22 protein-coding genes are annotated in these 23,404 nt (G+C 63.3%); 11 read left to right on the forward strand and 11 right to left on the reverse strand.

What is annotated here, in order from left to right:
* Window positions 1–7 precede the first annotated feature (7 nt).
* From NKH50_RS01740 to NKH50_RS01760, 5 genes are all read right to left on the reverse strand, one after another.
* Window positions 8–205: a hypothetical protein gene (locus NKH50_RS01740; protein WP_352876276.1), complete on the reverse strand. Its 198-nt coding sequence runs from the start codon at window positions 203–205 to the stop codon at window positions 8–10.
* A complete protein-coding gene (locus NKH50_RS01745) occupies window positions 202–798 on the reverse strand; it encodes an ABC transporter permease (protein ID WP_352876279.1) in 597 nt (198 codons plus the stop codon). The genes NKH50_RS01740 and NKH50_RS01745 overlap by 4 nt, the downstream gene beginning before the upstream one ends.
* Window positions 791–1,678: an ABC transporter permease gene (locus NKH50_RS01750; RefSeq protein ID WP_254818216.1), complete on the reverse strand. Its 888-nt coding sequence runs from the start codon at window positions 1,676–1,678 to the stop codon at window positions 791–793. Before NKH50_RS01750 ends, NKH50_RS01745 begins: the two co-directional genes overlap by 8 nt.
* Window positions 1,675–2,712 (reverse strand): ABC transporter ATP-binding protein, encoded by a 1,038-nt coding sequence (locus NKH50_RS01755; RefSeq protein WP_352876281.1) that lies wholly within the window; start codon window positions 2,710–2,712, stop codon window positions 1,675–1,677. Before NKH50_RS01755 ends, NKH50_RS01750 begins: the two co-directional genes overlap by 4 nt.
* Window positions 2,713–2,839: 127 nt before the next feature.
* A complete protein-coding gene (locus NKH50_RS01760) occupies window positions 2,840–3,880 on the reverse strand; it encodes an ABC transporter substrate-binding protein (RefSeq protein ID WP_352876284.1) in 1,041 nt (346 codons plus the stop codon).
* A 33-nt stretch (window positions 3,881–3,913) separates the two neighbouring features.
* Between NKH50_RS01760 and NKH50_RS01765 the strand changes: the two genes are divergently transcribed.
* Window positions 3,914–5,077: a LacI family DNA-binding transcriptional regulator gene (locus NKH50_RS01765; RefSeq protein ID WP_352876287.1), complete on the forward strand. Its 1,164-nt coding sequence runs from the start codon at window positions 3,914–3,916 to the stop codon at window positions 5,075–5,077.
* Window positions 5,078–5,089: 12 nt separating this feature from the next.
* Here the strand turns inward: NKH50_RS01765 and NKH50_RS01770 are convergent, their stop codons facing one another.
* Window positions 5,090–5,674, reverse strand: a complete 585-nt coding sequence (locus tag NKH50_RS01770; protein ID WP_352704634.1) for a TetR/AcrR family transcriptional regulator — start codon at window positions 5,672–5,674, stop codon at window positions 5,090–5,092.
* Window positions 5,675–5,780: 106 nt separating this feature from the next.
* On the opposite strand from NKH50_RS01770, the gene NKH50_RS01775 reads away from it, so the two are divergent.
* The 3 genes from NKH50_RS01775 (at window position 5,781) to NKH50_RS01785 (ending at window position 8,638) form a co-directional block, all read left to right on the forward strand.
* Window positions 5,781–6,596: an oxidoreductase gene (locus NKH50_RS01775; protein ID WP_352500909.1), complete on the forward strand. Its 816-nt coding sequence runs from the start codon at window positions 5,781–5,783 to the stop codon at window positions 6,594–6,596.
* 86 nt (window positions 6,597–6,682) lie between these two features.
* Window positions 6,683–7,615: an alpha/beta fold hydrolase gene (locus NKH50_RS01780; RefSeq protein ID WP_352876290.1), complete on the forward strand. Its 933-nt coding sequence runs from the start codon at window positions 6,683–6,685 to the stop codon at window positions 7,613–7,615.
* 21 nt (window positions 7,616–7,636) lie between these two features.
* Complete coding sequence (locus tag NKH50_RS01785; RefSeq protein WP_352876293.1) at window positions 7,637–8,638, forward strand: NADP-dependent oxidoreductase; 1,002 nt, start codon at window positions 7,637–7,639, stop codon at window positions 8,636–8,638.
* On the opposite strand, the gene NKH50_RS01790 is transcribed toward NKH50_RS01785, so the two are convergent.
* Complete coding sequence (locus NKH50_RS01790) at window positions 8,631–9,560, reverse strand: sugar kinase (protein ID WP_352876296.1); 930 nt, start codon at window positions 9,558–9,560, stop codon at window positions 8,631–8,633. The two genes, NKH50_RS01785 and NKH50_RS01790, sit on opposite strands and share 8 nt — an antisense overlap.
* Window positions 9,561–9,621: 61 nt before the next feature.
* Here NKH50_RS01790 and NKH50_RS01795 point away from each other — a divergent pair, with 61 nt between their 5' ends.
* Entirely contained in the window at window positions 9,622–10,164 is a 543-nt protein-coding gene (locus tag NKH50_RS01795) for a FixH family protein (RefSeq protein WP_502906827.1), read from the forward strand.
* A 7-nt stretch (window positions 10,165–10,171) separates the two neighbouring features.
* Entirely contained in the window at window positions 10,172–11,371 is a 1,200-nt protein-coding gene (locus tag NKH50_RS01800; RefSeq protein ID WP_352876299.1) for a cytochrome-c peroxidase, read from the forward strand.
* 76 nt (window positions 11,372–11,447) lie between these two features.
* Here the strand turns inward: NKH50_RS01800 and NKH50_RS01805 are convergent, their stop codons facing one another.
* Window positions 11,448–11,900: an Lrp/AsnC family transcriptional regulator gene (locus NKH50_RS01805; protein WP_023676441.1), complete on the reverse strand. Its 453-nt coding sequence runs from the start codon at window positions 11,898–11,900 to the stop codon at window positions 11,448–11,450.
* Window positions 11,901–12,062: 162 nt separating this feature from the next.
* Between NKH50_RS01805 and putA the strand changes: the two genes are divergently transcribed.
* On the forward strand, window positions 12,063–15,674 hold the full coding sequence (gene putA / locus NKH50_RS01810) for a bifunctional proline dehydrogenase/L-glutamate gamma-semialdehyde dehydrogenase PutA (protein WP_352876302.1): 3,612 nt from the start codon (window positions 12,063–12,065) through the stop codon (window positions 15,672–15,674).
* A gap of 70 nt (window positions 15,675–15,744) precedes the next feature.
* Here the strand turns inward: putA and NKH50_RS01815 are convergent, their stop codons facing one another.
* The 3 genes from NKH50_RS01815 to NKH50_RS01825 are packed head-to-tail and all read right to left on the reverse strand — an operon-like array spanning window position 15,745 to window position 19,684.
* Window positions 15,745–17,043: a TonB family protein gene (locus tag NKH50_RS01815; RefSeq protein WP_352477655.1), complete on the reverse strand. Its 1,299-nt coding sequence runs from the start codon at window positions 17,041–17,043 to the stop codon at window positions 15,745–15,747.
* Between the two features lie 36 nt (window positions 17,044–17,079).
* The gene (locus NKH50_RS01820) at window positions 17,080–17,511 is read right to left on the reverse strand and encodes a hypothetical protein (RefSeq protein WP_352477656.1); all 432 of its coding nucleotides are present in this window, start codon (window positions 17,509–17,511) and stop codon (window positions 17,080–17,082) included.
* Window positions 17,512–17,515: 4 nt separating this feature from the next.
* Entirely contained in the window at window positions 17,516–19,684 is a 2,169-nt protein-coding gene (locus NKH50_RS01825; RefSeq protein ID WP_502906834.1) for a TonB-dependent hemoglobin/transferrin/lactoferrin family receptor, read from the reverse strand.
* A 267-nt stretch (window positions 19,685–19,951) separates the two neighbouring features.
* Here NKH50_RS01825 and hemP point away from each other — a divergent pair, with 267 nt between their 5' ends.
* The 4 genes from hemP to NKH50_RS01845 are packed head-to-tail and all read left to right on the forward strand — an operon-like array spanning window position 19,952 to window position 23,256.
* Window positions 19,952–20,158 carry a hemin uptake protein HemP gene (gene hemP / locus NKH50_RS01830; RefSeq protein WP_254818229.1) on the forward strand — a complete coding sequence of 69 codons (207 nt, stop codon included), beginning with the start codon at window positions 19,952–19,954 and terminating at the stop codon, window positions 20,156–20,158.
* A gap of 9 nt (window positions 20,159–20,167) precedes the next feature.
* Complete coding sequence (locus NKH50_RS01835; RefSeq protein ID WP_352876309.1) at window positions 20,168–21,226, forward strand: hemin-degrading factor; 1,059 nt, start codon at window positions 20,168–20,170, stop codon at window positions 21,224–21,226.
* 12 nt (window positions 21,227–21,238) lie between these two features.
* Entirely contained in the window at window positions 21,239–22,147 is a 909-nt protein-coding gene (locus NKH50_RS01840) for a heme/hemin ABC transporter substrate-binding protein (RefSeq protein WP_352876312.1), read from the forward strand.
* 5 nt (window positions 22,148–22,152) lie between these two features.
* Window positions 22,153–23,256 (forward strand): FecCD family ABC transporter permease, encoded by a 1,104-nt coding sequence (locus tag NKH50_RS01845; RefSeq protein ID WP_352876315.1) that lies wholly within the window; start codon window positions 22,153–22,155, stop codon window positions 23,254–23,256.
* The last annotated feature ends 148 nt before the right edge of the window (window positions 23,257–23,404 follow it).

Below are 23,404 nucleotides of genomic sequence, written 5' to 3' on the forward strand. Positions count from 1 at the left end.
GTCTCGGTCAGGATTTTTGGCGAAGGGTCACAATCAGGACCACGGCCACGACGATGACGGTCCACAATGTCGAGATCGCCGCAATGGTCGGATCGATCTGATCGCGCAGCGACAGGAACATAAGCTTCGGCATCGTGCTGTTGCGACCGCTTGCGATAAAGATCGAAATCACAGACTCGTCGAGCGAAGTCAGGAACGCCATCAATGTCGCCGACAGCAAGCTGATCCGAAGTTGCGAACGATTATTCCGCCAATGGCTCTGGCCCAGTTTGCGCCGAGGCTGCGCGCCGCCTGAACCTGGTTCCAGTCAAAGCGGGCGAGAGCGGGTAGCAACACAATGCAGGCGACCGGAACGGCCAGCACCACATGTCCGACCAGCACACCGAATAGCGTTCCGATCAGATGTTGTGCGGCCAACACAAAGAAGAGACCGATCGCAAGCAGGATACCTGGGGTGATCGAGGGGGTCAGCAGGACGCTCTGGATGGCCGCAGCGGTCTTTCCGCCCAGCCGGTTCATTGAAATGCAGGCGAGCAGCGCGAAAGGCACCGCGATCAACGCCGTCAACGTCCCAAGGATCAAACTCGTCCTCAGCGCGGCCATCCACGTTGCCGAGCCGAAGAAGTTCTCGTACCAGCGCAACGAGTAGGCGTGCGGCGGAAACTCGAGGAGATTCGATGCCGAAAAGGAAAGCGGCACCACCACGAGCGTCGGCAGCACCAGAAATGCCATGACAAGAGCGGCAAAGCTCCAGAGCAAAATGCGGGCGAGCCTGTTTTGCGGATAGGCTTCAAGCATGGGAGGCTTCCACGGTGTTCTGGGCCACCAGCCGGCGTGCCGCCAGCAACATCACACCGATCAGCGCCATGAGAACGAGGAGCAGAATGCCCAGGACGCTCGCCGATCCCCAGTCCTGAAAGGTCGATAATGTACGCTCGATCCGGGTAGAGAGCGGATTTACCTTGCCGCCGCCAAGCACCGCCGGCGTGATGAAAAAACCTATGGCGTAGATGAGGACGATGATCGAACCCGAGAAGATGCCGCCCGCCGAAAGCGGCATAATGACGGTGCGGATGACCTGCCTGAGAGTGGCTCCCATGCTCGCTGCCGCGCGAATGAGATTTGGGTCGATATCGCGCATCGCAGCATAAACAGGCAGCAGAAAGAGTGGCAGCATGTAGTGCACCATGCCGATGAGCGTTCCCGTGAAGTTGTAGACCAGCGGCAATGGCTCCGCCGTCAGGCCTGAACCGGTCAACGCCGCGTTGATCAGGCCGTCGCGCCGCAAGAGCACGAGCCAACCATAGGTACGCACCAGAATGGAGGTCCACAGCGGCAGCATGACGAACGCCATGAGCACGTTGGCCAACCTTGGTCTGACGCTGGCCAGAGCGAGCGCCAGAGGGGTGCCGAGGAGAATGCAGGCCGCTAGCGTACCCAAGGACAGTTCGAGGGTCGTGACGAGCGCCGACCATGTCAGTCCGCTCGAAAGGACCTTCTGGTAATTGCCGACGGTGTACTCACCTCCGGTGGTCAGGAAGGATTGCCGGATGATCCAAAGGATGGGCAGTATCGCCGCCAGTCCAACGATGAACAGCGCCGGGAGCGAAAGCGATAGAAAAAACCGCCGCTCGCGCCGTGCATCCGCTGCGAGCGCCGGATCCCGGACGACGGTCACGCCGTCGCTGCCGGTATCGCGTGAACCTTCGCTGCTGGTGCATATGCGGTCATCCGCTGACCGGCGGCAAGTTCGGCGCAGCCGCCGGCCAGCGCTGCCGGAATGCAGACAAGAACCTCTTGCCCACCGTCAAGCGCCAGCGTCAAAAGCCAGTTCTCGCCGCGGAACGCTTTGGTGCGCAGTATTCCTTCGAGAGCCACTCCGTCTCCCCCGACGAGCTTCGCATCAAGATGGAAGCTTTCGGCGCGGATCATCAGCGTTTCGCGTGATGCTTCGGCGCCGTCGATTCTGCGCGCCGAGCCCGGGGCCACAATGTTGGCCTCGCCCATGAACTCCGCGACGAAGCGGGTCGATGGACGATCATAAATCCGCTGCGGCGTATCTATCTGCTGGATGCGGCCAGAATTCATCACCGCAATCCGGTCAGACATAATCAGCGCTTCGCGCTGGTCGTGGGTCACATAGATTGTGGTGATCCGTAGATGATCATGCAGACGCCGGATCTCATACTGCATGGTCTCGCGCAGATTCTTGTCGAGCGCCGACAGCGGCTCGTCCATCAACATCACGCGCGGTTCGAAGACGATAGCCCGTGCCAATGCCACCCGTTGACGTTGGCCGCCGGACAGTGCGGCAACGTTGCGCTCCGCCAGGCCATCCAGCTTCACGCGGGCCAAGGTATCAAGCGCCCGCTCACGCGCCTCCGCCCTCGGTACCTTGCGCAGCACCAGCGGATACGCGACGTTCGCCAGGACGTTCATGTGGGGAAACAAGGCGTAATTCTGGAATACTATGCCGATGTCTCGTTTGTTGGGCGGCAGGCGGGTGATGTCTCGATCGCCCAGGAAAAGTTTACCGGAATCCGGCCGGACAAAACCGGCCAGAGCCATGAGTAACGTGGTCTTGCCCGATCCGGATGGCCCTAGCAGCGTGAGGAATTCGCCAGCCTGAATGTCGAGCGAAACATCATCCAGTGCGACGTAGGACCCGTAAGCCTTGTGCACGCTTTCGATGGTGATCGCGAGCGACTTCATCATGTGCTCCAGCCTTGAAGCGCGTCGCGTTCGACCGGCTTCACGCGACGCGCTTTAGGTTCTTGTTTTCATGCATGTCGTTGTCGCGCGCTGCACATTTTTGCGCTACATGCGTCAGAGCTGAGAGTCAGCGAGCCATCATTTCATCGAAGGCTCTTTGGGCAGCCTCGCCATTCTTGACCCACCATTCTGAATTGGAAAACACCGAAGTGCCAGCATTTTCAGGCGCGGTCGCAAGTGTCTTCAGACGGTCGTCGGGAATAAGGCCACCCTCATATGCCGCAGGATTGACTGGGCCATAGGCAATGAAATCGGTCAGCTTGGCAACCCGCGCGGGCTGCGTCATCGCTGCAATGAGCTTCATCGCGGCTTCCTTGTTCGGCGCTCCCTTCGGCACCCCAAGACAGTCCGTGCCGATGACCGAACCCTTGAACGTGTAGTCAGCCGCGCCGCCATCTGCTTTCACGGTTTGGGCGCGTCCGTTCCAGGTAATGACCAAATCCGCCTCACCGTCTTTCAGCAACTGCGCGGACTGGGCGCCCGAGGTCCACCACACGGCGACGTTTGGTTTAATCGCTTCAAGCCGCTTGATGGCGCGCTCTAGCCCTTCCGGCGTGCTGAGCACGGAATAGACCTCCGCCGGTGCCACGCCATCGGAGAGAAGCGCGATCTCGATCGAGTCTTGCGCATTGGCGCGCAACGCGCGACGGCCAGAAAATTTGGCAACATCCCAGAACTCCGCCCACGTCTTCGGCGGGTTCTGGCCATAGGTCTTGGTGTTCCACGACATGACGGTGCCATAGGAATCGAACGGATAGCAGTAGTCGGACTTTGCACCCTCAGGCACGGATTTCGGATTGATGATCTTGTAGTCGAGCGGCTCCAGCAGCGATTGCGCGGCAGCCTGCGCCCCTTCCGGCGAACCCAGGTGGACGATATCGGTCGTGACTGCACCCGAGGTAACCTGCATCTTCAGGGCGGCCAGGCCGTCGCTCTGCGTCTCCTCGCGGACATCATAGCCAAGCTCTTTTGCAGCCGGGCCCCACATGGCCTCCTTGATGGCGTTGCCATAGTCACCGCCCGCGGTCGTGATGGTGACCGTCTGCGCATGCACGGGCAGGGCAGCCGAGATTGCGAATGCTGTTAAGGAAATGCGCAGCCAGGACATAGGTTCTCCTCCCCAACTTTTATGGAATATTGCTTGAAAGAGCCACTATTTTGTAATCGTAACGTTACGATTGCATCTGGATACGCTAGAGTCAAGCTGCTTCCTATGGGAGTTCGGATTGACCGGGATGTCGAATTCGGTAACGCTAAGGCGGTCAGCAAATCAGCCGGCGCTTTCGCAAATGAAGTCGGGCGAACAATGGCCAATCTAAAGCAGATCGCCGCGGAACTTTCCCTCTCGGTGACCACGGTGTCCCGCGCTCTGAAGGATGGACCGGAAGTGCAGCCCTCGACCATAGCCCGCGTCAAGGAGGCGGCTAAGCGGGTCGGCTATTTACCAAATCATCATGGTCGCGCGCTCAAAACCGGTCGAACGCAGACGCTGACGGCGGTACTCCCGATGGAGACACGAGACCATCTGTCCGATCTGTTGAAGCTTCCTTTGATCGAAGGCATGACGCTGGCGGCGCGGCAAGCCGGCTATAGTCTGTCCATCTATTCCACCACTCCCGACGACGATCCCGTTGAGAGTGTGCAGCGGCAGCTTCAGGCGCGCAGCGCAGACGGCCTGATCATCACACGCCTGGTGTCGGCTGATCCGCGCGTCAGGCTGCTGCTGGATCAACGCATGCCATTCGTCGCGTTTGGAAGAACCGACCTGGATATGGCCTATCCCTATGTCGATGTCGACAATGAACAGATTGCCTACGAGGCGACCCGGCGGCTCATCGATAAGGGCTGTCGACGCATTGCGCTGCAACTTCTCGTTCCGGAGGACCAGGCGAGTGCCATGCGTCTTTCCGGGTATGGAAGGGCAATGGCCGAGGCCGGTATTCCGATCGACCAGTCGCTGATCGGTCATGGCATGTTCACCATGGAATCGAGCGCCGGCTGGTTCGATCGCTTGCTGGCGTCATCGGATCCGCCAACGGGCTTGGCGTGCGCCAACGAACTGGGCCTTCTGGGAGCGTTGCACGCTCTCGGCAAGCGGGGTCTTGCAGCAGGCCGTGACGTCCACATCGTCACCCGCGACAGCACGCGGCTGGCACGCTTCCTGCCCGCAAAGATCGGAGTTCATTCCGTGGATATGGCGGGTGTTGGACGCAAACTTATCGAAGTCCTGGAGAGCCGGATCATCAATCCGCTTGGGCCGGTGGAGACAGTCTTGGTGCAAGGCAGATTCGAGCCGGCCGAATAGTCCGGGCGGCCCTCAGGAGGCCACCTCGTCTTGAACCGGCCGGATCAGCGCCTTTGCGGCAATTGCTCCCGCCGCAAGGATACGATCCGACAATTCCGTCCCTTCCACGGCGCGCGCGAGTTGAAGCGTGCCGACGAGCGTTGCAAACATGCCCAACGCAGCGCCCTCTGGATCATTGGTCGGCGGCAGAGCTTCGGCGATCTGGCGCACCAGGGATTGAACGCGCTCGGCGTAGAGGGCTCGCGTTTCAGGCGGCTGCCGCGCTATTTCCGGCAACAGCGCCGCCGAAGCGCAGCCCTTTCCGGGATTGTCCCGGTGCTCGGCCGACAGATATGCCTCTATGGCCATTTCCGGGCCGCCGGCGGCCAATGCTTCCTGCACTTCATGCGACTGCGCGTCCAAGGCCGCCGCCACGCTTTCACGGACGAGCTCCGCCTTGGACTGGAAGTGCGGATAGAAGGCGCCGTTCGTCAGCCCGGCGTCGCTCATGATGGTCGCCAGCCCGGACGCCGCGATGCCGTCAGATCGAAAACGTTCGGCGGCGACCTCCATGATCCGGCTGCGTGACGCGTCTTTTCGGCCCTTTTCGTAGCGCATGGTCTTTCTTTCCTGTCCTGCTATTGCATTATGCTCATAATCTGATATTACGACCATAATTCAATTCGTGGAAATAAGCTAGACCTCTCGAACCTGGAACATCAAAATGAATGGGAATTCTGAAAAGACCGCAATCGTGACCGGGGCCTCCTCGGGCATCGGCCGCGCCAGCGCCGAGGCCTTGGCGCGGGCGGGTTTCACTGTCTTCGGGACAAGTCGCCGCAAGACCAGTAATGGTCCGGGCGGAGTGACCATGCTGGCATGCGACGTGACCGATGATGCGGCCGTCAATGCGCTCGTTGCCAACGTGCTCGCGCAGACCGGCCGGATCGACCTCCTGGTCAACAATGCCGGTGTCGGTCTGCTAGGAGGCGCCGAGGAATCCTCGGTCGCACAGGTACAAGCCCTGTTCGACGTCAATCTGTTCGGCGTCATGCGGATGACCAATGCGGTGTTGCCGTCGATGCGGCGGCGCGGCGAAGGGCGCATCATCAATATCGGCTCGATTCTGGGACTGGTACCCGCGCCATACTCAGCTCATTACTCGGCGGTCAAGCACGCGCTCGAAGGCTATTCGGAATCGCTCGACCACGAGGTGCGCGCCTTCAACGTCCGCGTTTCCGTCATCGAGCCGGCATTCGTTCGCACCGTCTTCGACCAGAACGGCATCGAGCCGGATTCGCTGTTGAAGGAATACGATCGGGCTCGAGCCGGGCTCAAGGCGCTGCTGGGCGATGTGATGCCCAAGGCCGATCGGCCGGAAGTGGTGGCGGATGTGGTTGTCAAGGCAGCGACCGATGCCCGTCCGCGGCGGCGCTATACCGCTGGCAAGGCAGCGCGCCAGGTCAGCCTGCTGCGCCGCTTTGCCCCCGCGGGGATTTTCGACAAAAGCCTGCGCAAGCAGTTCCGACTGCCGGTCTGAACAACGGCGAGCCAGAGGATTTCACGCGCATGCGACTAGCAACCACAACACGTTTGGCCAGGCCCTACGAAACGGAGGCGCCAAGCATGATACATAGATTCAATCATCTACCCGGTTCACCGGCATTGTTCCAGGACGCGCCAACGCTCTCGATCGATGTCGGCGGCACAGCCTTTGCTTACAGGGAACTCGGGCCCAGGGCGGGCGTGCCGGTGATCCTGCTCAACCATCTGGCTGCTCAGCTGGACAATTTTGATCCGCGCATCGTCGATGGCCTCGCTGCGACCCGGCGGGTAATTGCCTTCGACAATCGCGGCATCGGTGCTTCGGGTGGCAAAACTCCGTCGACCATTTCCGGCATGGCGCGGGATGCAATCGCCTTTGTCCGGGCGCTGGGGTTCGAAGAAGTCGATCTCTTCGGCTTTTCACTCGGCGGCTTCGTGGCGCAAGAGATTGTGCTGACCGAGCCCAAGCTTGTGCGCAAACTCATCCTGGCTGGCACGGGGCCGGCCGGTGGGCAAGGCATCGACAAGGTGACGCCGCTGACGATCGTGGACATGATCAAGGGCGCGCTGACTTTTCGGGATCCGAAGTACTATCTCTTCTTCACAAGAACGCCGAATGGGCGCCGCGCCGCAAACGCATTTCTGGAACGGCTGAAGGAGCGCCGGAACAACCGGGACAAGGCGATATCGCTGAGCGCGTTCGGCGCGCAACTCAAGGCGATCAAGGCCTACGGACTCCAGGCGCCACAAGACCTGAGCACCATCCGCATTCCCACTTTGGTTGCGAATGGCGACCAGGACAGGATGGTGCCGAGCAGCAATACCTACGATCTCGCCGGGCGTATCCCGGGGGCGCATCTGGTCATCTACCCGGATGCCGGGCATGGCGGGGTATTTCAGAACTACGCCGATTTTGTCCCGAAGGCGCTGTCCTTCCTCGAGGCTGAGGCCTTGCCGCAGGGCGGCTATGCAGCTGAAAACGTTCGGCTTGTTTCCTCCCACAACAGCAACTGACATTCTTAGAAAGTAACTGCCATGAAGGCATTCGTTGTCGATAAGTATAACAAGAAGGGCACCCTGCGGCTGGCCGAAATGCCGGAGCCGGAGCTCCAGGACAGCGATGTCCTCGTAGAGGTCCATGCCGCTGGGGTGAACCTGCTCGATTCCAAGGTCAGAACCGGAGAATTCAAGCTCATCCTGCCCTATCGTCGGCCATTCATCCTGGGCCACGACGTGGCCGGAACGGTTATCCGCGTGGGATCGAAAGTTCGCAAGTTCAAAGCCGGCGACGATGTCTATGCGCGGCCGCGCGATGGCCGGATTGGGACATTCGCCGAATTCATTGCCGTGAATGAAGCCGACGTGGCCTTGAAGCCTGAGAATCTCAGCATGGAAGAAGCGGCCTCGATTCCCCTGGTCGGACTGACCGCCTGGCAGACGCTTATCGACAGGGCAAACCTGAAGAGGGGACAGAAGGTCTTCATTCAGGCTGGTTCCGGCGGCGTCGGAACATTCGCCATTCAGTTGGCCAAGCACCTCGGCGCGACCGTTGCGACAACCGCGAGCGCGGCGAGTGCCGAACTGCTGAAAAGCCTCGGCGCCGATGTCGTCGTCGACTACAGGAAAGACGACTTCGAGAAAGTTTTGTCAGGCTACGATGTCGTCTTGAACAGCCAGGACGCCAAAACACTGGAAAAATCCCTGAGCGTGCTGAAAGCGGGTGGGAAGCTCATCTCCATTTCCGGTCCACCGGATCCCGAATTTGCCAGGGAGAAGGGACTGAATTTGATGCTGAGGCTGGTGCTGCGCGTCCTGAGCCGCGGAATTCGGGCCAAAGCCAAGCGCCGCGGCGTGCAGTTTTCGTTCCTTTTCATGTGGGCGCAGGGCGATCAGCTGAGCAAAATCACCTCTCTCATCGAAGCCGGCGCGATCCGCCCGGTTGTGGATCGAGTCTTTCCATTCGAAGCGACCAATGACGCCCTGGCCTATGTCGAAACAGGACGCGCCAAGGGCAAGGTCGTCATCAAGCTCAGATAGCAGGTGCCTCGAACGCACCCCTCAGCGTCTCGAACGGCGCCAGGGCGCCGCGCACCTGCACGACGGCGGCGGCGACGCGATGGGCGCGCTGCACCGCTTCTTCCGGGGCATGTCCGGCAAGGCGAGCGGCGAGGTAGGCGCCGTTGAAGGAGTCGCCGGCGCCGGTGGTGTCGACCGGCGCGGCGACATGCACCGCCGGCACCGATTGCGAGCCGCCGTTCCGGGCGATCAGCGCCGGCTCCTCGCCGTTCTTGACGACGACTTCGCCGACCAGCTTTCGCAGCCGTTCAGCTGTTTCCTGCGGTGTCGTATCACCAAACAGCACCTGCTCGTCGGGGAAGGTCGGCAGCGCGATGTCGGCGACTGCGAGCGCCTCGAACATGGCGGCCTGTGCTTCCTCGCGCCGGCGCCACAGCCGCGGCCGGTAATTGGGATCAAAGGCGATCAGCGAGCCGGCCGCGCGCGCTGTGGCCACGGCCGTCAGCAGTACCTTGCGTGGAGCCTCGTCGAGAATTGCCAAAGTGATTCCGGAAAAATAGACAAGCGCCTGGTTTTCAAGGCTTTTCTGCAATGCGGCTGGGTTCGAAGCCAACTGCCTTGCGGCCGCATCGGCCCGCCAATAGGTGAAAGAACGTTCGGCGCCGGTCAGGGTGATCGCATAGAGGCCGGGGCGGGCGCCCGCTATCACCGGGCTGGCGCCGATGCCGATGCCGTTTTCGGCCAGGAACTTGATCTGGTCGCGCGAGAACGGGTCGTCGCCGAAGGCCGACACGTAGGTCGCCGGCCGCTCGCCGCTCAAGGCATGCAGCGCCCATAAAGTGTTGAACGTGTCGCCGGCAAAGCCCATGCGCCAGTTCGGCCCGGCCTGGCCCGAAAGCTCGAGCATGCACTCGCCAATCGAGGCGATGCCGTTTCCTGCCATGAAGCACTCCTCCATCCTGCAATTGCGGTGCTGTAGCTTTTTGCGGCCGGCAGCGCCATGCTTGGCGACGGCGGATTCTTGCGCTGGGCGCGATTTCCCACAGGGGCGTGGGACGCGATCTGCCCAGCGAAACGTTATCCGCAGAACAGGAATTGGTTTGGCATCGTTATGGCGTTATCTTTTTGGAGGCCTCGCCCTGGCTGCCTTGCTTGCCAGCGTGCTGGCCGTCGTCTATCTGACGGCGCCGCATGCGCCGCAACCAAGCTCGGATGTAGGCCGTTCCAAGACGACGGCGAACAAGCTGTTCATGGCGACTTTCGAGCCCGAGAAAGGCGTCATCCGGCAGGGCGAACTGGAATCCTGGCTGCTGACGCTGAATACCGTCGACGGTGCGCCGGTGGAAGGTGCTGCGATAACGATTTCCGGCGGCATGCCGCAGCACAAGCACGGTCTGCCGACCAGCCCACAGGCGACCGATTACCTCGGCGCGGGGCGCTATCGCATCGACGGGGTCAAATTCACGATGAGCGGGTGGTGGCAATTGCATTTTGCCATTTCCGCTGCGGCCGGTTCGGACACTGTCGTCTTCAACGTGGTGCTGTGAGCCGCTGATGAGCTGGTTTTCCAGTCTTCTCGTGTTGGTGGTGGTGGCCGTGCTTGCCGGCTGCGGCAGACCGGAGTTCTCCGATGCCGAAAAGCAGACCATCGCCTCGCTGGCGCTATCCAGGCTGCCGCCGCTGAAGCCCGACACCACCAATCGCTTCGCCGATGTGCCGGCCGCCGCGGCACTCGGCTCGACGCTGTTCTTCGACACCGGGATGAGTGGCGACGGCACGGTATCGTGCTCGACCTGCCACAAGATCGACCGCCAATTCCAGGACGATCTGCCGCAAGCGGTCGGGGTCGGCCGCACCAATCGTCGTACCATGCCGTTGGCCGGCGTCGCTCATGATCCCTGGTTCTTCTGGGACGGGCGGCGCGACAGCCTGTGGGCGCAGGCGCTGACACCGCTTGAAAATCCGCTGGAGCAGGCCGGCAACCGCGCCGCCTTCGCGCATTACATCAAGGCCCGCTTCGGCGAGCGCTATGAGCGCATCTTCGGCCCGCTGCCGAACCTTTCGGGCGTGCCGGCCAATGCCAGCCCGCTTGGCAGCGATGCCGAGAAGGCGGCCTGGAAAGCCATGCCCGCCAGCCAAGCTGAGGAGGTCAACCGCGTCTTTGCCAACATCGGCAAGGCGATCGCCGCCTTCGAGCGCTCGATCGCGCCGCCGCAGACACGCTTCGACCGCTTTGCCATCGACCTGGCTGCGGGGGCCGAGCCGAAAGGCGACGCCGCCTTTTCGCCGGAGGAAATCCTCGGCCTGAAGCTGTTCGTCGGCAAGGCCAATTGCGTGACCTGCCACAATGGCCCGCGTTTTACCGACGGCAGCTTCCACAACACCGGCGTGCCGCCGGTCGCGGGCCTGCCGCCGGATCGCGGCCGCGTCGACGCGGTACGCCAAGTCGAGGCCGATCCGTTCAACTGTTTCGGCGCCTTTCGCGACGGCGATGCCAGCGCCTGCCGCGAACTGCGCTTCATGGTCAAGGCCGGGCCGGAACTCGTTCGTGCGTATAAGACGCCGTCGCTGCGGGGGGCCGCCACCCGGCCGCCCTACATGCACGCCGGGCAGTTTTCCTCGCTCGACGAGGTGGTGGCGCATTATTCCAAGGCACCGGCAAGCGTCGAGGGCACATCCGAGATCCACCCGCTGCAGCTTTCGGACCGCGAACGCGCGGCGCTGGTGGCGTTTTTGAAGACACTGGCGGAGTGAGGGTGGCTCAGCCCGCTCTGTAGCGATCGGCTTTCTAAGTCCTTCACTCCGCCAACATTACCGCAACAGCGCTCTCCTACCGATCCTTCACCGTCTCCATCGCGACAAACGTCGAGGTCTGGGCGACGTGCGGCAGGGCGGAGATGCGCTCGCCGAGCACGCGGCGGTAGGCGGCGATGTCGGTGGTGCGGACCTTCAGCAGATAGTCGAAGCTCGACGCCATCATGTGGCACTGCTCGATCTCCGGCACCGCCTGCACGGCGCGGTTGAAGGCGTCGAGCGCGGCCGAGCGGGTGTCGGACAGTTTCACCTGGACGAAGGCGACATGACCTTCGCCCATGCGCTCGCGATCGATGATCGCCTGGTATCCCCTGATAAAGCCGTCCTTTTCCAGCCGCTTGACCCGCGCCTGCACCGGCGTCTTCGACAGGCCGACTTTTGCCGCGAGTTCCGACATGGAAAGCCGGCCATTGCTGCCCAGCGCCGACAGGATGTTCCTGTCAATGCGGTCCAATTGGTCTTCTGTCATTGAAATTCTGGTCAAAATGGCGGGCATCAGCCGTCATGATAGATCAATCGACCTGCGCTGTCGATTTCTTTGGACCGACTGCGATCGGGCTTTGTGCTAGCTTTGCGCCATTCGGTCCGGCGACCGCCGGCCTGCTCCTGATGCTTGCTCTACAGGACCGTCATGCCAGCGCTCGATGCCATCCGCCAGCAGATCCGTGCCAATTACCTGCCTGACGAAGACGAGGCTGTGAAGCGGCTGGCCGAGGCGACGGGGCTTTCGGGGAAAGACCGAAAGGCGATCTCGGCCCGCGCCGCCGATCTGGTGCGGGCAGTGCGCGGCTCGTCCGATCCGCGGCTGATGGAAGTCTTCCTGTCCGCCTACGGCCTCTCGACCAAGGAGGGCGTGGCGTTGATGTGCCTGGCCGAAGCGCTGTTGCGGGTGCCCGACACCGAGACGATGGACGATCTCATCGCCGACAAGATCGCGCCGCACGACTGGTCGGCGCATTCGGGCGGCTCGAGCTCGATCTTCATCAACGCGTCTACCTGGGCGCTGATGCTGACCGGCCGCGTGCTCGACGAAGGCGAGGGCGGCATCGAAGGCACGCTGCGCGCCATGGTGCGCCGGCTGGGCGAGCCGGTCATCCGCAAGGCGGTGGCGGCGGCGATGCGCGAGATGGGCGAGCAGTTCGTGCTCGGCCGCACCATTGCCGAGGCGGTCAGGCGCGGCCGGTCGATGACGCAGAAGGGCTATCTCTATTCCTTCGACATGCTGGGCGAGGCGGCCCGCACCGAGGCCGATGCCTTGCGTTATCTCAAGGCCTATGCCGACGCCATCTCGTCGCTCGATGCCGGCGCCAACGGCCCCGACATCCGCCAGAACCACGGCATCTCGGTCAAACTGTCGGCGTTGCATCCGCGCTATGAAGTCACGCAGAAGGAAAAGATGCTGCCCGTCATGGCCGAGCGGCTGTTCTCGCTGGCGCTGGCGGCGCGCCATTCGCGCATGGGCCTCAACATCGACGCCGAGGAAGCCGACCGCCTCGATTTGTCGCTCGACGTCATCGAACGGGTGCTGGCCGAGCCGGAACTTGCCGGCTGGAACGGTTTTGGCGTCGTCGTCCAGGCCTATGGACCGCGCGCCGCCTTCGTCATCGACTGGCTCTACGAACTGGCGAGGAAATACGACCGCGGCATTATGGTGCGGCTGGTCAAGGGCGCCTATTGGGACACCGAGATCAAGCGGGCACAGACGCTCGGGCTCGACGGCTATCCGGTCTTTACCCGCAAGGCTAACACCGACGTCTCCTACCTGGCCTGCGCCAAGAAGCTGTTGGCGATGACCGACCGTATCTATCCGCAATTTGCCACCCACAACGCCCACACCGTCGCCGCCATCCTGTCGATGACGACGGACCGCGATACATTCGAATTCCAGCGGCTGCACGGCATGGGCGAAGCTCTGCACGAGACGGTGCGCAAAGCCGAAGGCACGCGCTGCCGCATCTATGCGCCGGTCGGCGCCCATTCCGACCTGCTTGCCTATCTGGTCCGCCGGCTGCTGGAGAACGGCGCCAATTCCTCCTTTGTCCACCAGCTCACCGACGAGGAGGTCGAGCCCGAGGACATTGCCCGCGACCCACTCGAGACGGTGGAGAAACAAGGCCCCGCCGCCAATCCGGCGATCGTGCCGCCGTCGGCGATCTTCGGTCCCGGCCGGCGCAACTCCAAGGGTTTCGATATCACCGACACGCTGACGCTGGCTGCGATCGACAAGGCGAGGGCCGAGTTCGCCGGGCCGGAGCGCTGGCACGCCAAGCCGGTCAGCCGCGCTGCCGGCTATGGCAAGCAGCGTCCGGTCGTCAATCCGGCAAAACCTTCGGAAGTGGTCGGCACGGTCAGCGAGGCCGGCGCCAAGCAGGTCGAGACCGCCGTGCGCATCGCCGTCGAGGCACAACCGGCATGGGCAAAACGCCCGGTTGCCGAGCGCGCCGCCATCCTCAACCGGGCGGCCGATCTCTACGAAGCGAACGCCGTCGAGTTCTTTGCACTCGCCGCCCGCGAGGCCGGCAAGTCGCTCGCCGACGGCGTTGCCGAGGTGCGCGAGGCGGTCGATTTCCTGCGCTACTATGCGGCCGAGGCCGCAAATGCCGAGGCGGGCACCGAGGCGCGCGGCGCCATCGCCTGCATCTCGCCGTGGAATTTTCCGCTCGCCATCTTCACCGGGCAGATCGCGGCAGCACTCGTCACCGGTAATTCCGTCATCGCCAAGCCTGCCGAACAGACGCCGCTGATCGCTTTTCGCGCCGTCCAGCTGCTGCGCGAGGCCGGCGTGCCGGAGGATGTCATCCAGCTTCTGCCCGGCGACGGCCCCTCGGTCGGCGGCCCGCTGACCGCTGACCCGCGCATTGCCGGCGTCTGCTTCACCGGCTCGACGGAGGTCGCCAAGCTGATCGAAAAGCAACTCGCCGAGACCGCCGCGCCCGATGCGATGCTGATTGCCGAGACCGGCGGCCTGAACGCCATGATCGTCGATTCCACTGCGCTGCCCGAACAGGCGGTGCGCGACATCCTGGCCTCCGCCTTCCAGAGTGCCGGCCAGCGCTGCTCGGCATTGCGCATCCTCTACGTGCAGAAGGACGTCGAGAAGAAGATGCTGGAGATGCTGAAAGGCGCGATGGAAGCACTCAGCCTCGGCGACCCTTGGCGGATATCGACTGATGTCGGCCCGGTCATCGACGACGAGGCGCAAGCGTCGATCCGCGACTACTGCACCAAAATGGGCCTGCAGGGCCGGCTGATCGCCAAACTCGAAGCACCGAAGGATGGCCGCTTCGTTGCGCCGCACGTCTTTCGGGTCAAGGGCATCGAGGAGCTGGAGCGCGAGGTGTTCGGGCCGGTGCTGCATGTCGCCACCTTCGATGCCGACGAGATCGATGCGGTGATCGCGGCGATCAACCGCAAGGGCTATGGCCTGACCTTCGGCCTGCACACCCGCATCGAAGGCCGCGCCCAGCATTTCGTCGACGGCATCAATGCCGGCAACATCTACGTCAACCGCAACCAGATCGGCGCCGTCGTCGGCGCGCAGCCGTTTGGCGGCGAGGGGCTTTCCGGCACTGGGCCGAAGGCTGGCGGCCCGCATTATCTCCGGCGCTTCCGCAAGGGGCCGGAGGCCGGCACCCATCTTGCCGAAGGCCGCAAGGTGACGGCGACCGAGCTCGCCGACAATCTGCCGGACCCGGCGCTTGGCGGCTGGTCGACGCGGCCGGACCGCGTCGCCATCCTGAGGAAACATCTGCGCGGCAAGGGCGCCGCGGCCATCGGCGCTGCAGCCGCGATCGATTTCGGCCAGGTCGACCTGCCCGGGCCGACCGGCGAGGCCAACACGCTGTCGCTGTCGCCGCGCGGGCGCGTGCTGTGCCTCGGTCCCGACGCGGATACGCTGCTTGCCCAGACGATCCAGGCGCTGGCCGCCGGCAATGCCGTGCTCGCGGTCGCACCCGGCGCGCCGGCGGCGCTATCAGCGCTGACCGGCAAGGGCCTGCCGCTGGCGGCGATCGACGGCCGGCCGGACCCGGTCGAAGCGCGCTCGCTGCGGGTCGATGTCGTGGCCTTTTCCGGCACGCCCGAGGCCGCGCGCATCGTGCGCAAGGTCATCGCCGAGCGCGCCGGCCCGATCGTGCCGCTGGTCAGCGAAGTCTATTATCCGGCCGCCTATGCGCACGAGCGCGCCGTCTGCGTCGACACCACGGCGGCGGGCGGCAATGCCAGCCTGCTGGCCGCGGCCTGAGGGTTTCGCCAGGGTTCGCGTATCGCGGGCAGCGGCGGCGCCGACTTTGGTGCCGGCATGGGGATGGTCGCTACCTGATACCGAGCGGCACTTCGAACTGCCAGGCCGAGCGACCGGCTCCATCTGGAATAGGGGGAAACGGAGAGGCCCGGCGGACTGCGTCGAGTGCGGCCTTGTCCAGCGCGGCAACACCCGAACTGCCCGTCAGCCTGGCCGACCGGACGCTGCCATTCGATGCGACGGTAAAGGCGACGGTAGCCGTGCCGGTGGCGCGCGTGCGTGTCGAATTGAACGCCCGCACCAGCTTAGACCTGATCTTGCCGGGATAGTTGGTGACGGTTGCATTGCCGACGCCTGATTTGCCGCCCCTGCTGGCGGTCAGGATCTTGCCGTCCTTCTTGCCGTCGGCCGCGCCGCGCGCGACATCCGTTTCGTCACGGCCGCCGGAGCCGGTCTTTTTCTTCTTGGAATCGGCTTTGGCAAGTGCCTTGCTCGCTTTCTTGCGCAAGGCCGGCTTTTCGGGCTCGTTTGGTTCGGCCCTCCTGGCCGGCTTTTTCTGTGCGGTTGCCTTTTTCGGTTGCTTGGGCTTCGGCCTTTCCGGCTTCGGTTCTTCCGCCGCGCCGACTGTCTCGGTCGTCTGAACCGTTTCGGCCGGCGCCGGGTCGGCCGGTGCCGGAGCACTCGTCTCGGCAGGCTCGGCCGTTTCGACCGCGCTGACTGGCGGCGGCACGGCATTGTCGTCGGCAGGCACCAGCCTGTCGGTCGCAAGAATGTCGGGCGATGGGCCCTGGCGGGCTGGCCGGACGGGTTGGGTAGGTGCGGGCTCGGTGCGATCGGCAGGCGCAGCAGCCTCCGTGGCGGGCTCGCTGACCGGCTCGGCCACTTCTGTTCCGGAAGCTTCGGCCGCGCCAGTGACCGGCTGGAGCGTCTCCGCCGCCGCAGTCGCCTGTGCCTCGACCGTTTCCACCGGTCTGGCGTCCAGCATCGTCACCATCGTCACGTTGGCCACGTCCGGGTCGTCTCCGACATCGCCGGCTGCCTGCTGCGGGTCGGCGCCGAGCAGCATTTCGCCTTGCTGGTCGGCACCTTCGATCCTTGGCCGGTCGTCCGGCAGCGTGAGAAAAGCCAGCGCCACGGCTACGTGGAATGCGCAAGAGCAGGCGATCGCCACCGTCCAGTTGCGGCGCCGCTGCTTCTGTCGTGCCTGCCGCATTGGCTCCACAGGCACCGTATGCAAGTTGCCGTCGGCATCGACGATGTAACTGTCTTCCGGTCTGTCGCGCAGCGAAACACGCAGCGCCTCGCGCGGGATGGCGAAATCCGGATCGTCCGGCTCCGGCGGCAGGAAACCGGCTAGCGGCCACGCCATGGCGTTTCGTGCGAAGGCGGGTTCCAGTCCCAAAATTCAGACCCCGAAGGCGATGCCGGTCCTGGTCTGCGTCTTCAGCCGGCGCATGCAGGCATTCGGCTCGGCGCCGGCGCATTCCGTGGCGCTGTTGATCAACACGCGGCTGAGCTTGCCGCAATCGGTGCCGGCAAGGTCGAAACGCGTCACCTTGGTCTTGCCTGCCGGCAGCTCTTTGAAATCGAGCACGGTCAGCCGATCGACAACACCGACCTCGTTGAACAGCGCGACCTCGAATGCCGCCTTGGACAGATCGGCACCGAGATTGTTGGTGACCACGAAGGTCAGGCGGCAGCCCTTGTCGGATGGTTGCGCGCCGTTCAGTTCTAGGTTCAGCGCCGGCGCTGGCTGCTGTGTCCATGCCGGAGCCGCTGCAAGCGATATTGCCAGCACCGCGGCGAACAGACGAAGGGATGCCGTCATGCCTGTCATTGTCTCAGCCTCCAAACCTCATGGTCGCCGCCAGCTTCAGGGTGACGCCGGGCTCGTAGACGACGCTCGTCGTCGATGCGTTCAGCGGGTTGGCGTATTTGACGTCGAACAGATTGTCGGCGCGAAAATCGACCTTGAAATTGTCGGTCGCCTGGTAGCTGGCGAAGGCATTGACCAGCGTATAGTCCTTGGCCACCGCGTTGCCCTGCGGCTTGCCGTTGTATTGCACCTCGCCGCCGATGGTCAGCCTGTCCTCGAGGAAGCGAAACCCGAGTTGCCCGGTGACCTGGGAGGAGGGGACCGTGACAAGGTCCGCCCGTTCGCCTTCATAGGAGATGGTGTGGCCGTCGGTGACCGACGCCGACAGCCCGGCAAAGCCCCAGGCGGCGTCATAGACGCCCTCCATCTCGAAGCCGTGGATCCTGGCCTTGGCGAAATTCTGGTACTGGAAGCAGATCGGGATGCCCGGACCGAATGGGCAGCCGCTGGTCGGGTCGAACGGCGACAACGTCACGCCGTCGATGTAGTCGTCGACGTTGTTGTTGAAATAGGCCGCCTTCAGCCGCAGCGCGTCATCAGCCTCGATGACGCCATTGGTGCTGTAATTGACGCCAAACTCCACCGTCTTGCCGATTTCAGGCTTCAAATTCGGATTGGGGAGAAACGGGAAACTGACGCCTGACGGATGATTGCCGCTGATCAGCGTCTCCGACAGCGACGGAGAACGGTAGCCTTCCGCATAGGTGCCGTAGAATTGCAGCCCGGAAAGGCCGGCGGTTTCGAAGGGCGAAACGCCCACTGTGATACGTGGCGACAGCCGGTTACCAGAGGTTTCGCCGACATCGCTGTCGAGCTTGTAGCTGTCGTAACGCAGCCCGGCGATGACCTCGAGCCAGTACCAGGTGAGCTTGTCCTGGACGTAGGCGCCGGAGACGTTTCTATCGCCCGAGGGCGTGTAGAAACTGTCACCGCCCGCCGCGCCGCCTGTCTCGACATCGTCGCCGACCCAGTCGCCGCCATAGGACAGCTCATGCGCGATTCCAACGGTCTCGAATCTCGACGTGTTCCAGATGTCGATGCCGGAAGTTCCGATATCGAATGTCGACATCGAACCCGCTGGCAGGATGATCGGAAGACCGGTGACCGGATCAAACCGGTTTTGCGCGACAAGGGTCGTCAGATCGAGCTTGGTCTTGTTGTAAGACGCGTTGATGTGGAGATCGAGCCAGCTCCTGTCTTCGTCGGTGATGTTGTAGCGGGCCGTGAAGGTATTCGCCTTCAGGTCGGCGTCGTTCACCGGCGCACTGCCGCTGGTTTCGGTCCATCCGTCGTTCGAGCCGATCCAACCGAGCTTCAGCTCGCTGTTGTCGCTGGGGCGGATGGTCGTCTTGAGCAGCCCGCTCAAGACATCGAAGCCGGTGCCCGCTACAGTGTCGCCGCCGCCATGCTTGTAGTCGTCATAATCGCGGTAGACGATGTTGCCGAGCACGTCCCAATTCTCGTTGATCCGATAGGCACCGCTGGCGCTGGTGGTCCAGCCTTCGCCGTTGGTTTCGTAGCGCCCGGTCGCTGCTGCTGCCCAGGTCTCGTCGGACTTGAGGAAATCCTGCGCATCCTTGGTGTCGAAAAAGACGACGCCGCCGATCGCCCCGGAGCCATAGGTGTTGGCGACCGGGCCGCGGATCACGTCGACGGATTTGATTAATTCGGGATCGATGTAGAAGGTCGATTGCGTGCCATGATCCGAGCGCTGGAAATTCTGACGAGCGCCGTCGACAATGACGGAGACGCGGCCGAAATCCTGCAGGCCGCGGATGTTGATGCTGGAGCTGACACGCCTTGCGTCGGCCTGGACGGCGACACCCGGCACACCGAACAGCATTTCGTTGGGCGTCGTTGCCATGCGGCGCTCGAGCTGTTCCTCGTCGACATGGCTGGCTGAAGCAAGCGACTCGATCGCCGTCTCGCCGGTACGGCTGAGGATCAGGATCTTGTCGAGCAGCGTGGTACCCGCCGGGGCCGGCTTTACCTTTTCGGGCTGTTGTGACGGGTCAGTCTGCTGCTGGTCGGTTGCCGGCTGGGCGGCCTGCTGGGCGCAAGCCGGTGTGGCGAGCAGCGGGATCGCCGCCGCGCCGGCCAGCAACGCGGCCATTTTGCTTGCCATAGACCACATTTTTCTTGCCGTCGACCAGTGTGCCAGGCCGCTGCCCGCCGGCCGTCCCCAATTCGCCAACCCCATGCTGCAACTCCAAGAATCCATGTTCGATGCTGGCTGGCTTGGGGCTCGCTGGCATTTTTCATCGCGTCCGGCGTCTTAAATGTTGACTCATTTACTCCGGTATTGCACTGCTAGATAACATGACCATTCTAGTCAAGAATTGAATCGGCATTTCACGCAGGCGCCGAGCCAGATGCCCGGCACAGGAAAGGGATCGAACCAATGAACACGCACAATCCCAGCGACTTTCGCTATCGCGTCCGCCGTTCCGACGAAAATTCCATCCGTTTCGAGCGGGTCCAATCGGCCGTGAGAACGCTGTCCAGCAACACGCTGTTCCAGGGTGAGCACGAGATCGGCATCGAGCATCACGGTGCGCTGTATCGGCTGAAGATCACCCGGCAGGGCAAGCTCATCCTCAACAAGTAGGTGGTAGAAATGGACCAGCGCGTAAAACCCGCCCCGCACGAGATCCGGCGGGCACGGGCAGACAATCCGAAGATGCGCGAGCGTGAGCTCGCCGCCCAGCTGAGGATTTCGGAGGCCGAACTGGTCGCCGCGCACTGCGGCGACGGGGTCGTGCGCGTCGAGCCGCGTGTCAACGACCTCTTGACTGGCCTCGAAGCTGTCGGTGAGGTGATGGCGCTGACCCGCAACGAAAGCGCGGTGCACGAGAAGATTGGCGTCTACGACAAGGTGGTCACCGGCAATCACAATGCCATGGTGCTCGGCGAAAACATCGACCTGCGCATTTTCCCAAAAGTCTGGGCGCACGGCTTTGCCCTGGAAAAGCGCGATGGCGCCGACATCCGCCGCAGCCTGCAGTTCTTCGACACCGCAGGCGAGGCGGTACACAAGGTGCATCTCAGGCCAGCCTCCAACCTCTACGCCTATCAGAAACTGGTGGCCGGGCTGGAATCGCCGAACCAGGAGCCGACGGTGGCGATTTCAGCGGGCACGGCTGACGAGACCGAGACTGCGGACAATTCGGCGAGCGTCGACGATCTGCGCAACCGCTGGAGCCAGTTGACCGACGTGCACCAGTTCTTCGGCATGCTGAAGACACTGAAGATCAGCCGCCGACAGGCGGTGCGCATGGTCGGCCAGGACTACGCCTGGCTGGTGGACAAGGATACAGTGAACGCCATGTTCAACCACGCCGCTGCCGGCGCCATTCCGATCATGTGCTTTGTCGGCAATCGCGGCTGCATCCAGATCCATTCCGGCCCCGTCGCCTCGATCAAGCGGATGGGACCATGGCTCAACGTGCTCGACGAAACCTTCCATCTGCACCTGCGGACCGACCACATCGATGAGGTCTGGGCCGTGCGCAAGCCGACCAAGGACGGCCATCTCACGTCGCTCGAAGTCTATGGCGCCGACGGCAAGATGATCATCCAGTTCTTCGGTAGGCGGCACGAAGGCGAAAGCGAGCGCGAAGACTGGCGCTTTCTGGCCGAAAACCTGCCGCGTATCCCAAGCCCGACCGCAGCCTGAGGAAAAACGACGATGGTTCTTGTCTCCAGGCTGGCATCGGTCTCCAGGCCGGCGCTTGGTCCTGCGGCCGCCGTTTTCTTGGCATTCGCCACGCTGATGACGGCTCAAGCCGCCGAGGGCATCGCGACTTTCGCCGGTCGCTCGAGGATCGTGGCTATTGGTGGCTCGATCACCGAGATCGTCTACGCGCTCGGCGAGCAGGATCGGCTGGTTGCCCGCGATTCGACCAGCCGTTACCCCGAGGCGGCGCTCAAGCTGCCTGATGTCGGCTACATGCGCCAGCTTTCGCCGGAAGGCGTCCTGTCGGTCAATCCGTCGGGCATACTGGCGCTGCACGGCAGCGGGCCGAAGGAAGCCGTCGACGTGCTGAAGAAAACGAGCATCCCGTTCATCGAGGTGCCCGAGCGCTATGATAATCAAGGCATTCTCGAAAAGATCCACATCGTCGGCAAGGCGCTCGGCACCGAGGCCAAGGCCGATGCGCTGGCGGCCCAGACAGACGCCAAGCTGAAGGCAGCTAAAAAGCAGACCGCCTCGATCAAGGAGCGCAAGCGCATCCTGTTCGTGCTGTCGATCCAGGGCGGCAGGCTGCTTGCCGCCGGCAGCGACACCGCCGCCGACGGCATCATCAAGCTGTCGGGCGGCATCAACGCCATCGATGGCTTTGCCGGCTACAAGCAATTGTCGGACGAGGCAGTCATCACCGCCAGGCCCGACGTGATCCTGATGATGAACAATGCCGGGCCGGTCACCGCGGATGACGAATTGTTTTCGAACCCTGCCGTCGCTTCGACGCCGGCGGGTGCAGCCCGCACGCTGATCCGCATGGACGGCGGCTACCTGCTCGGCTTCGGTCCACGCACGGCCGACGCCATCCATGATCTCGCCGTCTCGCTCTATGGCAGCCAGGTCGCGGATTGAGCGCGATGGCCGATCATTCGATCGCCGGTGCGGCGGCCATCATGGCGACGGCAGCCGAGGGTGACCGTTCGCGGCGCGCCCGCATCGTTATCGTGCTGCTCTGCGTCGGGCTGGCTATCGCCGTGCTGTTGTCGCTGACCTCCGGCGCATCCGATGCCTCGGCCATCGGCGTCATGCACAACTGGCTGTTCGGCGCGTTGCCCGGCGACGCGGCGTTGAGCGCCCGCGACCGCCTGATCATCCATGACATCCGTCTGCCGCGCATGATTCTGGGCGTGCTGATCGGTGCATCGCTTGCCGTCTCCGGTGCCGTCATGCAGGGGTTGTTCCGCAATCCGCTGGCCGACCCCGGCCTGATCGGCGTTTCGGCTGGATCGAGCCTCGGTGCGGTCGCCGTCATCGTGCTTGGTTCGACCATGCTGGCGCCGTTGACTTCAGCGCTCGGCACGACGGCTTTGCCGCTGGCTGCGTTCTGCGGCGGCCTGGCGACGACATTGCTGCTCTATCGGGTCGCGACACGACAAGGCCGGACCTCGGTCGCCACCATGCTGCTCGCCGGAATCGCGCTGGCGGCGCTTGCCATGGCGCTGACCGGAATCCTGATCTTCATGGCCGACGACCGGCAATTGCGCGACCTGACCTTCTGGCAGCTCGGTTCGCTGGGCGGCGCAACCTGGCAAAAGATCGGCTCGGTCGGGCCGGTCATCGTGCTGGCGCTGGCGGCAATGCCGTTCCTGGCGCGCGGCCTCAACGCGCTGGCGCTTGGCGAGGCCACCGCCGGCCATCTCGGCATCCCGGTGCAGCGGCTGAAATACACCGCCATCATCGGCGTCTCGGCAGCGGTCGGCGCCTCCGTCGCGGTCAGCGGCGGCATCGGCTTCGTCGGTATCGTCGTACCGCATTTGCTGCGTTTGCTGATTGGCCCGGACAACCGCTATCTGCTGCCTGCATCGGCACTGCTTGGTGCGGCGCTGCTGCTTTTGGCCGACGCCGCCGCCCGCACCATCGTCGCCCCGGCCGAATTGCCGATCGGCATCGTCACCGCGGTCGCCGGCGCACCGTTCTTCCTGTGGATACTGCTGCGTAAGCGCGGCGTCATCGACCTGTGAGAGACCGTTTGGAAACTCTACTCTGGCGGCCATCTGATGGCATTTTTTCTGCGCTTCCGGTGCTCACGGACCCAAATGTCCGCTCCGCTCCGGTTCTCGAAACCACCACCATATGACTCGCCAGAGCGAATTTCGAAACAGTCTCTAA

The sequence above is a fragment of the Mesorhizobium sp. M1027 genome, assembly GCF_040318745.1.
Taxonomy (GTDB): Bacteria; Pseudomonadota; Alphaproteobacteria; order Rhizobiales; family Rhizobiaceae; genus Mesorhizobium.

What these genes read in the sequence shown, in the direction of transcription:
- NKH50_RS01815 (WP_352477655.1), bottom strand. Translation starts at nt 17,043, where the DNA reads ATGGCGTGGCCGCTAGCCGGTTTCCTGCCGCCGGAGCCGGACGATCCG.
- NKH50_RS01755 (WP_352876281.1), bottom strand. Translation starts at nt 2,712, where the DNA reads ATGAAGTCGCTCGCGATCACCATCGAAAGCGTGCACAAGGCTTACGGG.
- NKH50_RS01825 (WP_502906834.1), bottom strand. Translation starts at nt 19,684, where the DNA reads ATGTGGTCTATGGCAAGCAAAATGGCCGCGTTGCTGGCCGGCGCGGCG.
- putA (WP_352876302.1), top strand. Translation starts at nt 12,063, where the DNA reads ATGCCAGCGCTCGATGCCATCCGCCAGCAGATCCGTGCCAATTACCTG.
- NKH50_RS01780 (WP_352876290.1), top strand. Translation starts at nt 6,683, where the DNA reads ATGATACATAGATTCAATCATCTACCCGGTTCACCGGCATTGTTCCAG.
- NKH50_RS01770 (WP_352704634.1), bottom strand. Translation starts at nt 5,674, where the DNA reads ATGCGCTACGAAAAGGGCCGAAAAGACGCGTCACGCAGCCGGATCATG.
- NKH50_RS01835 (WP_352876309.1), top strand. Translation starts at nt 20,168, where the DNA reads ATGGACCAGCGCGTAAAACCCGCCCCGCACGAGATCCGGCGGGCACGG.
- NKH50_RS01820 (WP_352477656.1), bottom strand. Translation starts at nt 17,511, where the DNA reads ATGACAGGCATGACGGCATCCCTTCGTCTGTTCGCCGCGGTGCTGGCA.
- NKH50_RS01745 (WP_352876279.1), bottom strand. Translation starts at nt 798, where the DNA reads ATGCTTGAAGCCTATCCGCAAAACAGGCTCGCCCGCATTTTGCTCTGG.
- NKH50_RS01785 (WP_352876293.1), top strand. Translation starts at nt 7,637, where the DNA reads ATGAAGGCATTCGTTGTCGATAAGTATAACAAGAAGGGCACCCTGCGG.
- NKH50_RS01790 (WP_352876296.1), bottom strand. Translation starts at nt 9,560, where the DNA reads ATGGCAGGAAACGGCATCGCCTCGATTGGCGAGTGCATGCTCGAGCTT.
- NKH50_RS01805 (WP_023676441.1), bottom strand. Translation starts at nt 11,900, where the DNA reads ATGACAGAAGACCAATTGGACCGCATTGACAGGAACATCCTGTCGGCG.
- NKH50_RS01800 (WP_352876299.1), top strand. Translation starts at nt 10,172, where the DNA reads ATGAGCTGGTTTTCCAGTCTTCTCGTGTTGGTGGTGGTGGCCGTGCTT.
- NKH50_RS01760 (WP_352876284.1), bottom strand. Translation starts at nt 3,880, where the DNA reads ATGTCCTGGCTGCGCATTTCCTTAACAGCATTCGCAATCTCGGCTGCC.
- NKH50_RS01845 (WP_352876315.1), top strand. Translation starts at nt 22,153, where the DNA reads ATGGCCGATCATTCGATCGCCGGTGCGGCGGCCATCATGGCGACGGCA.
- NKH50_RS01775 (WP_352500909.1), top strand. Translation starts at nt 5,781, where the DNA reads ATGAATGGGAATTCTGAAAAGACCGCAATCGTGACCGGGGCCTCCTCG.
- hemP (WP_254818229.1), top strand. Translation starts at nt 19,952, where the DNA reads ATGAACACGCACAATCCCAGCGACTTTCGCTATCGCGTCCGCCGTTCC.
- NKH50_RS01840 (WP_352876312.1), top strand. Translation starts at nt 21,239, where the DNA reads ATGGTTCTTGTCTCCAGGCTGGCATCGGTCTCCAGGCCGGCGCTTGGT.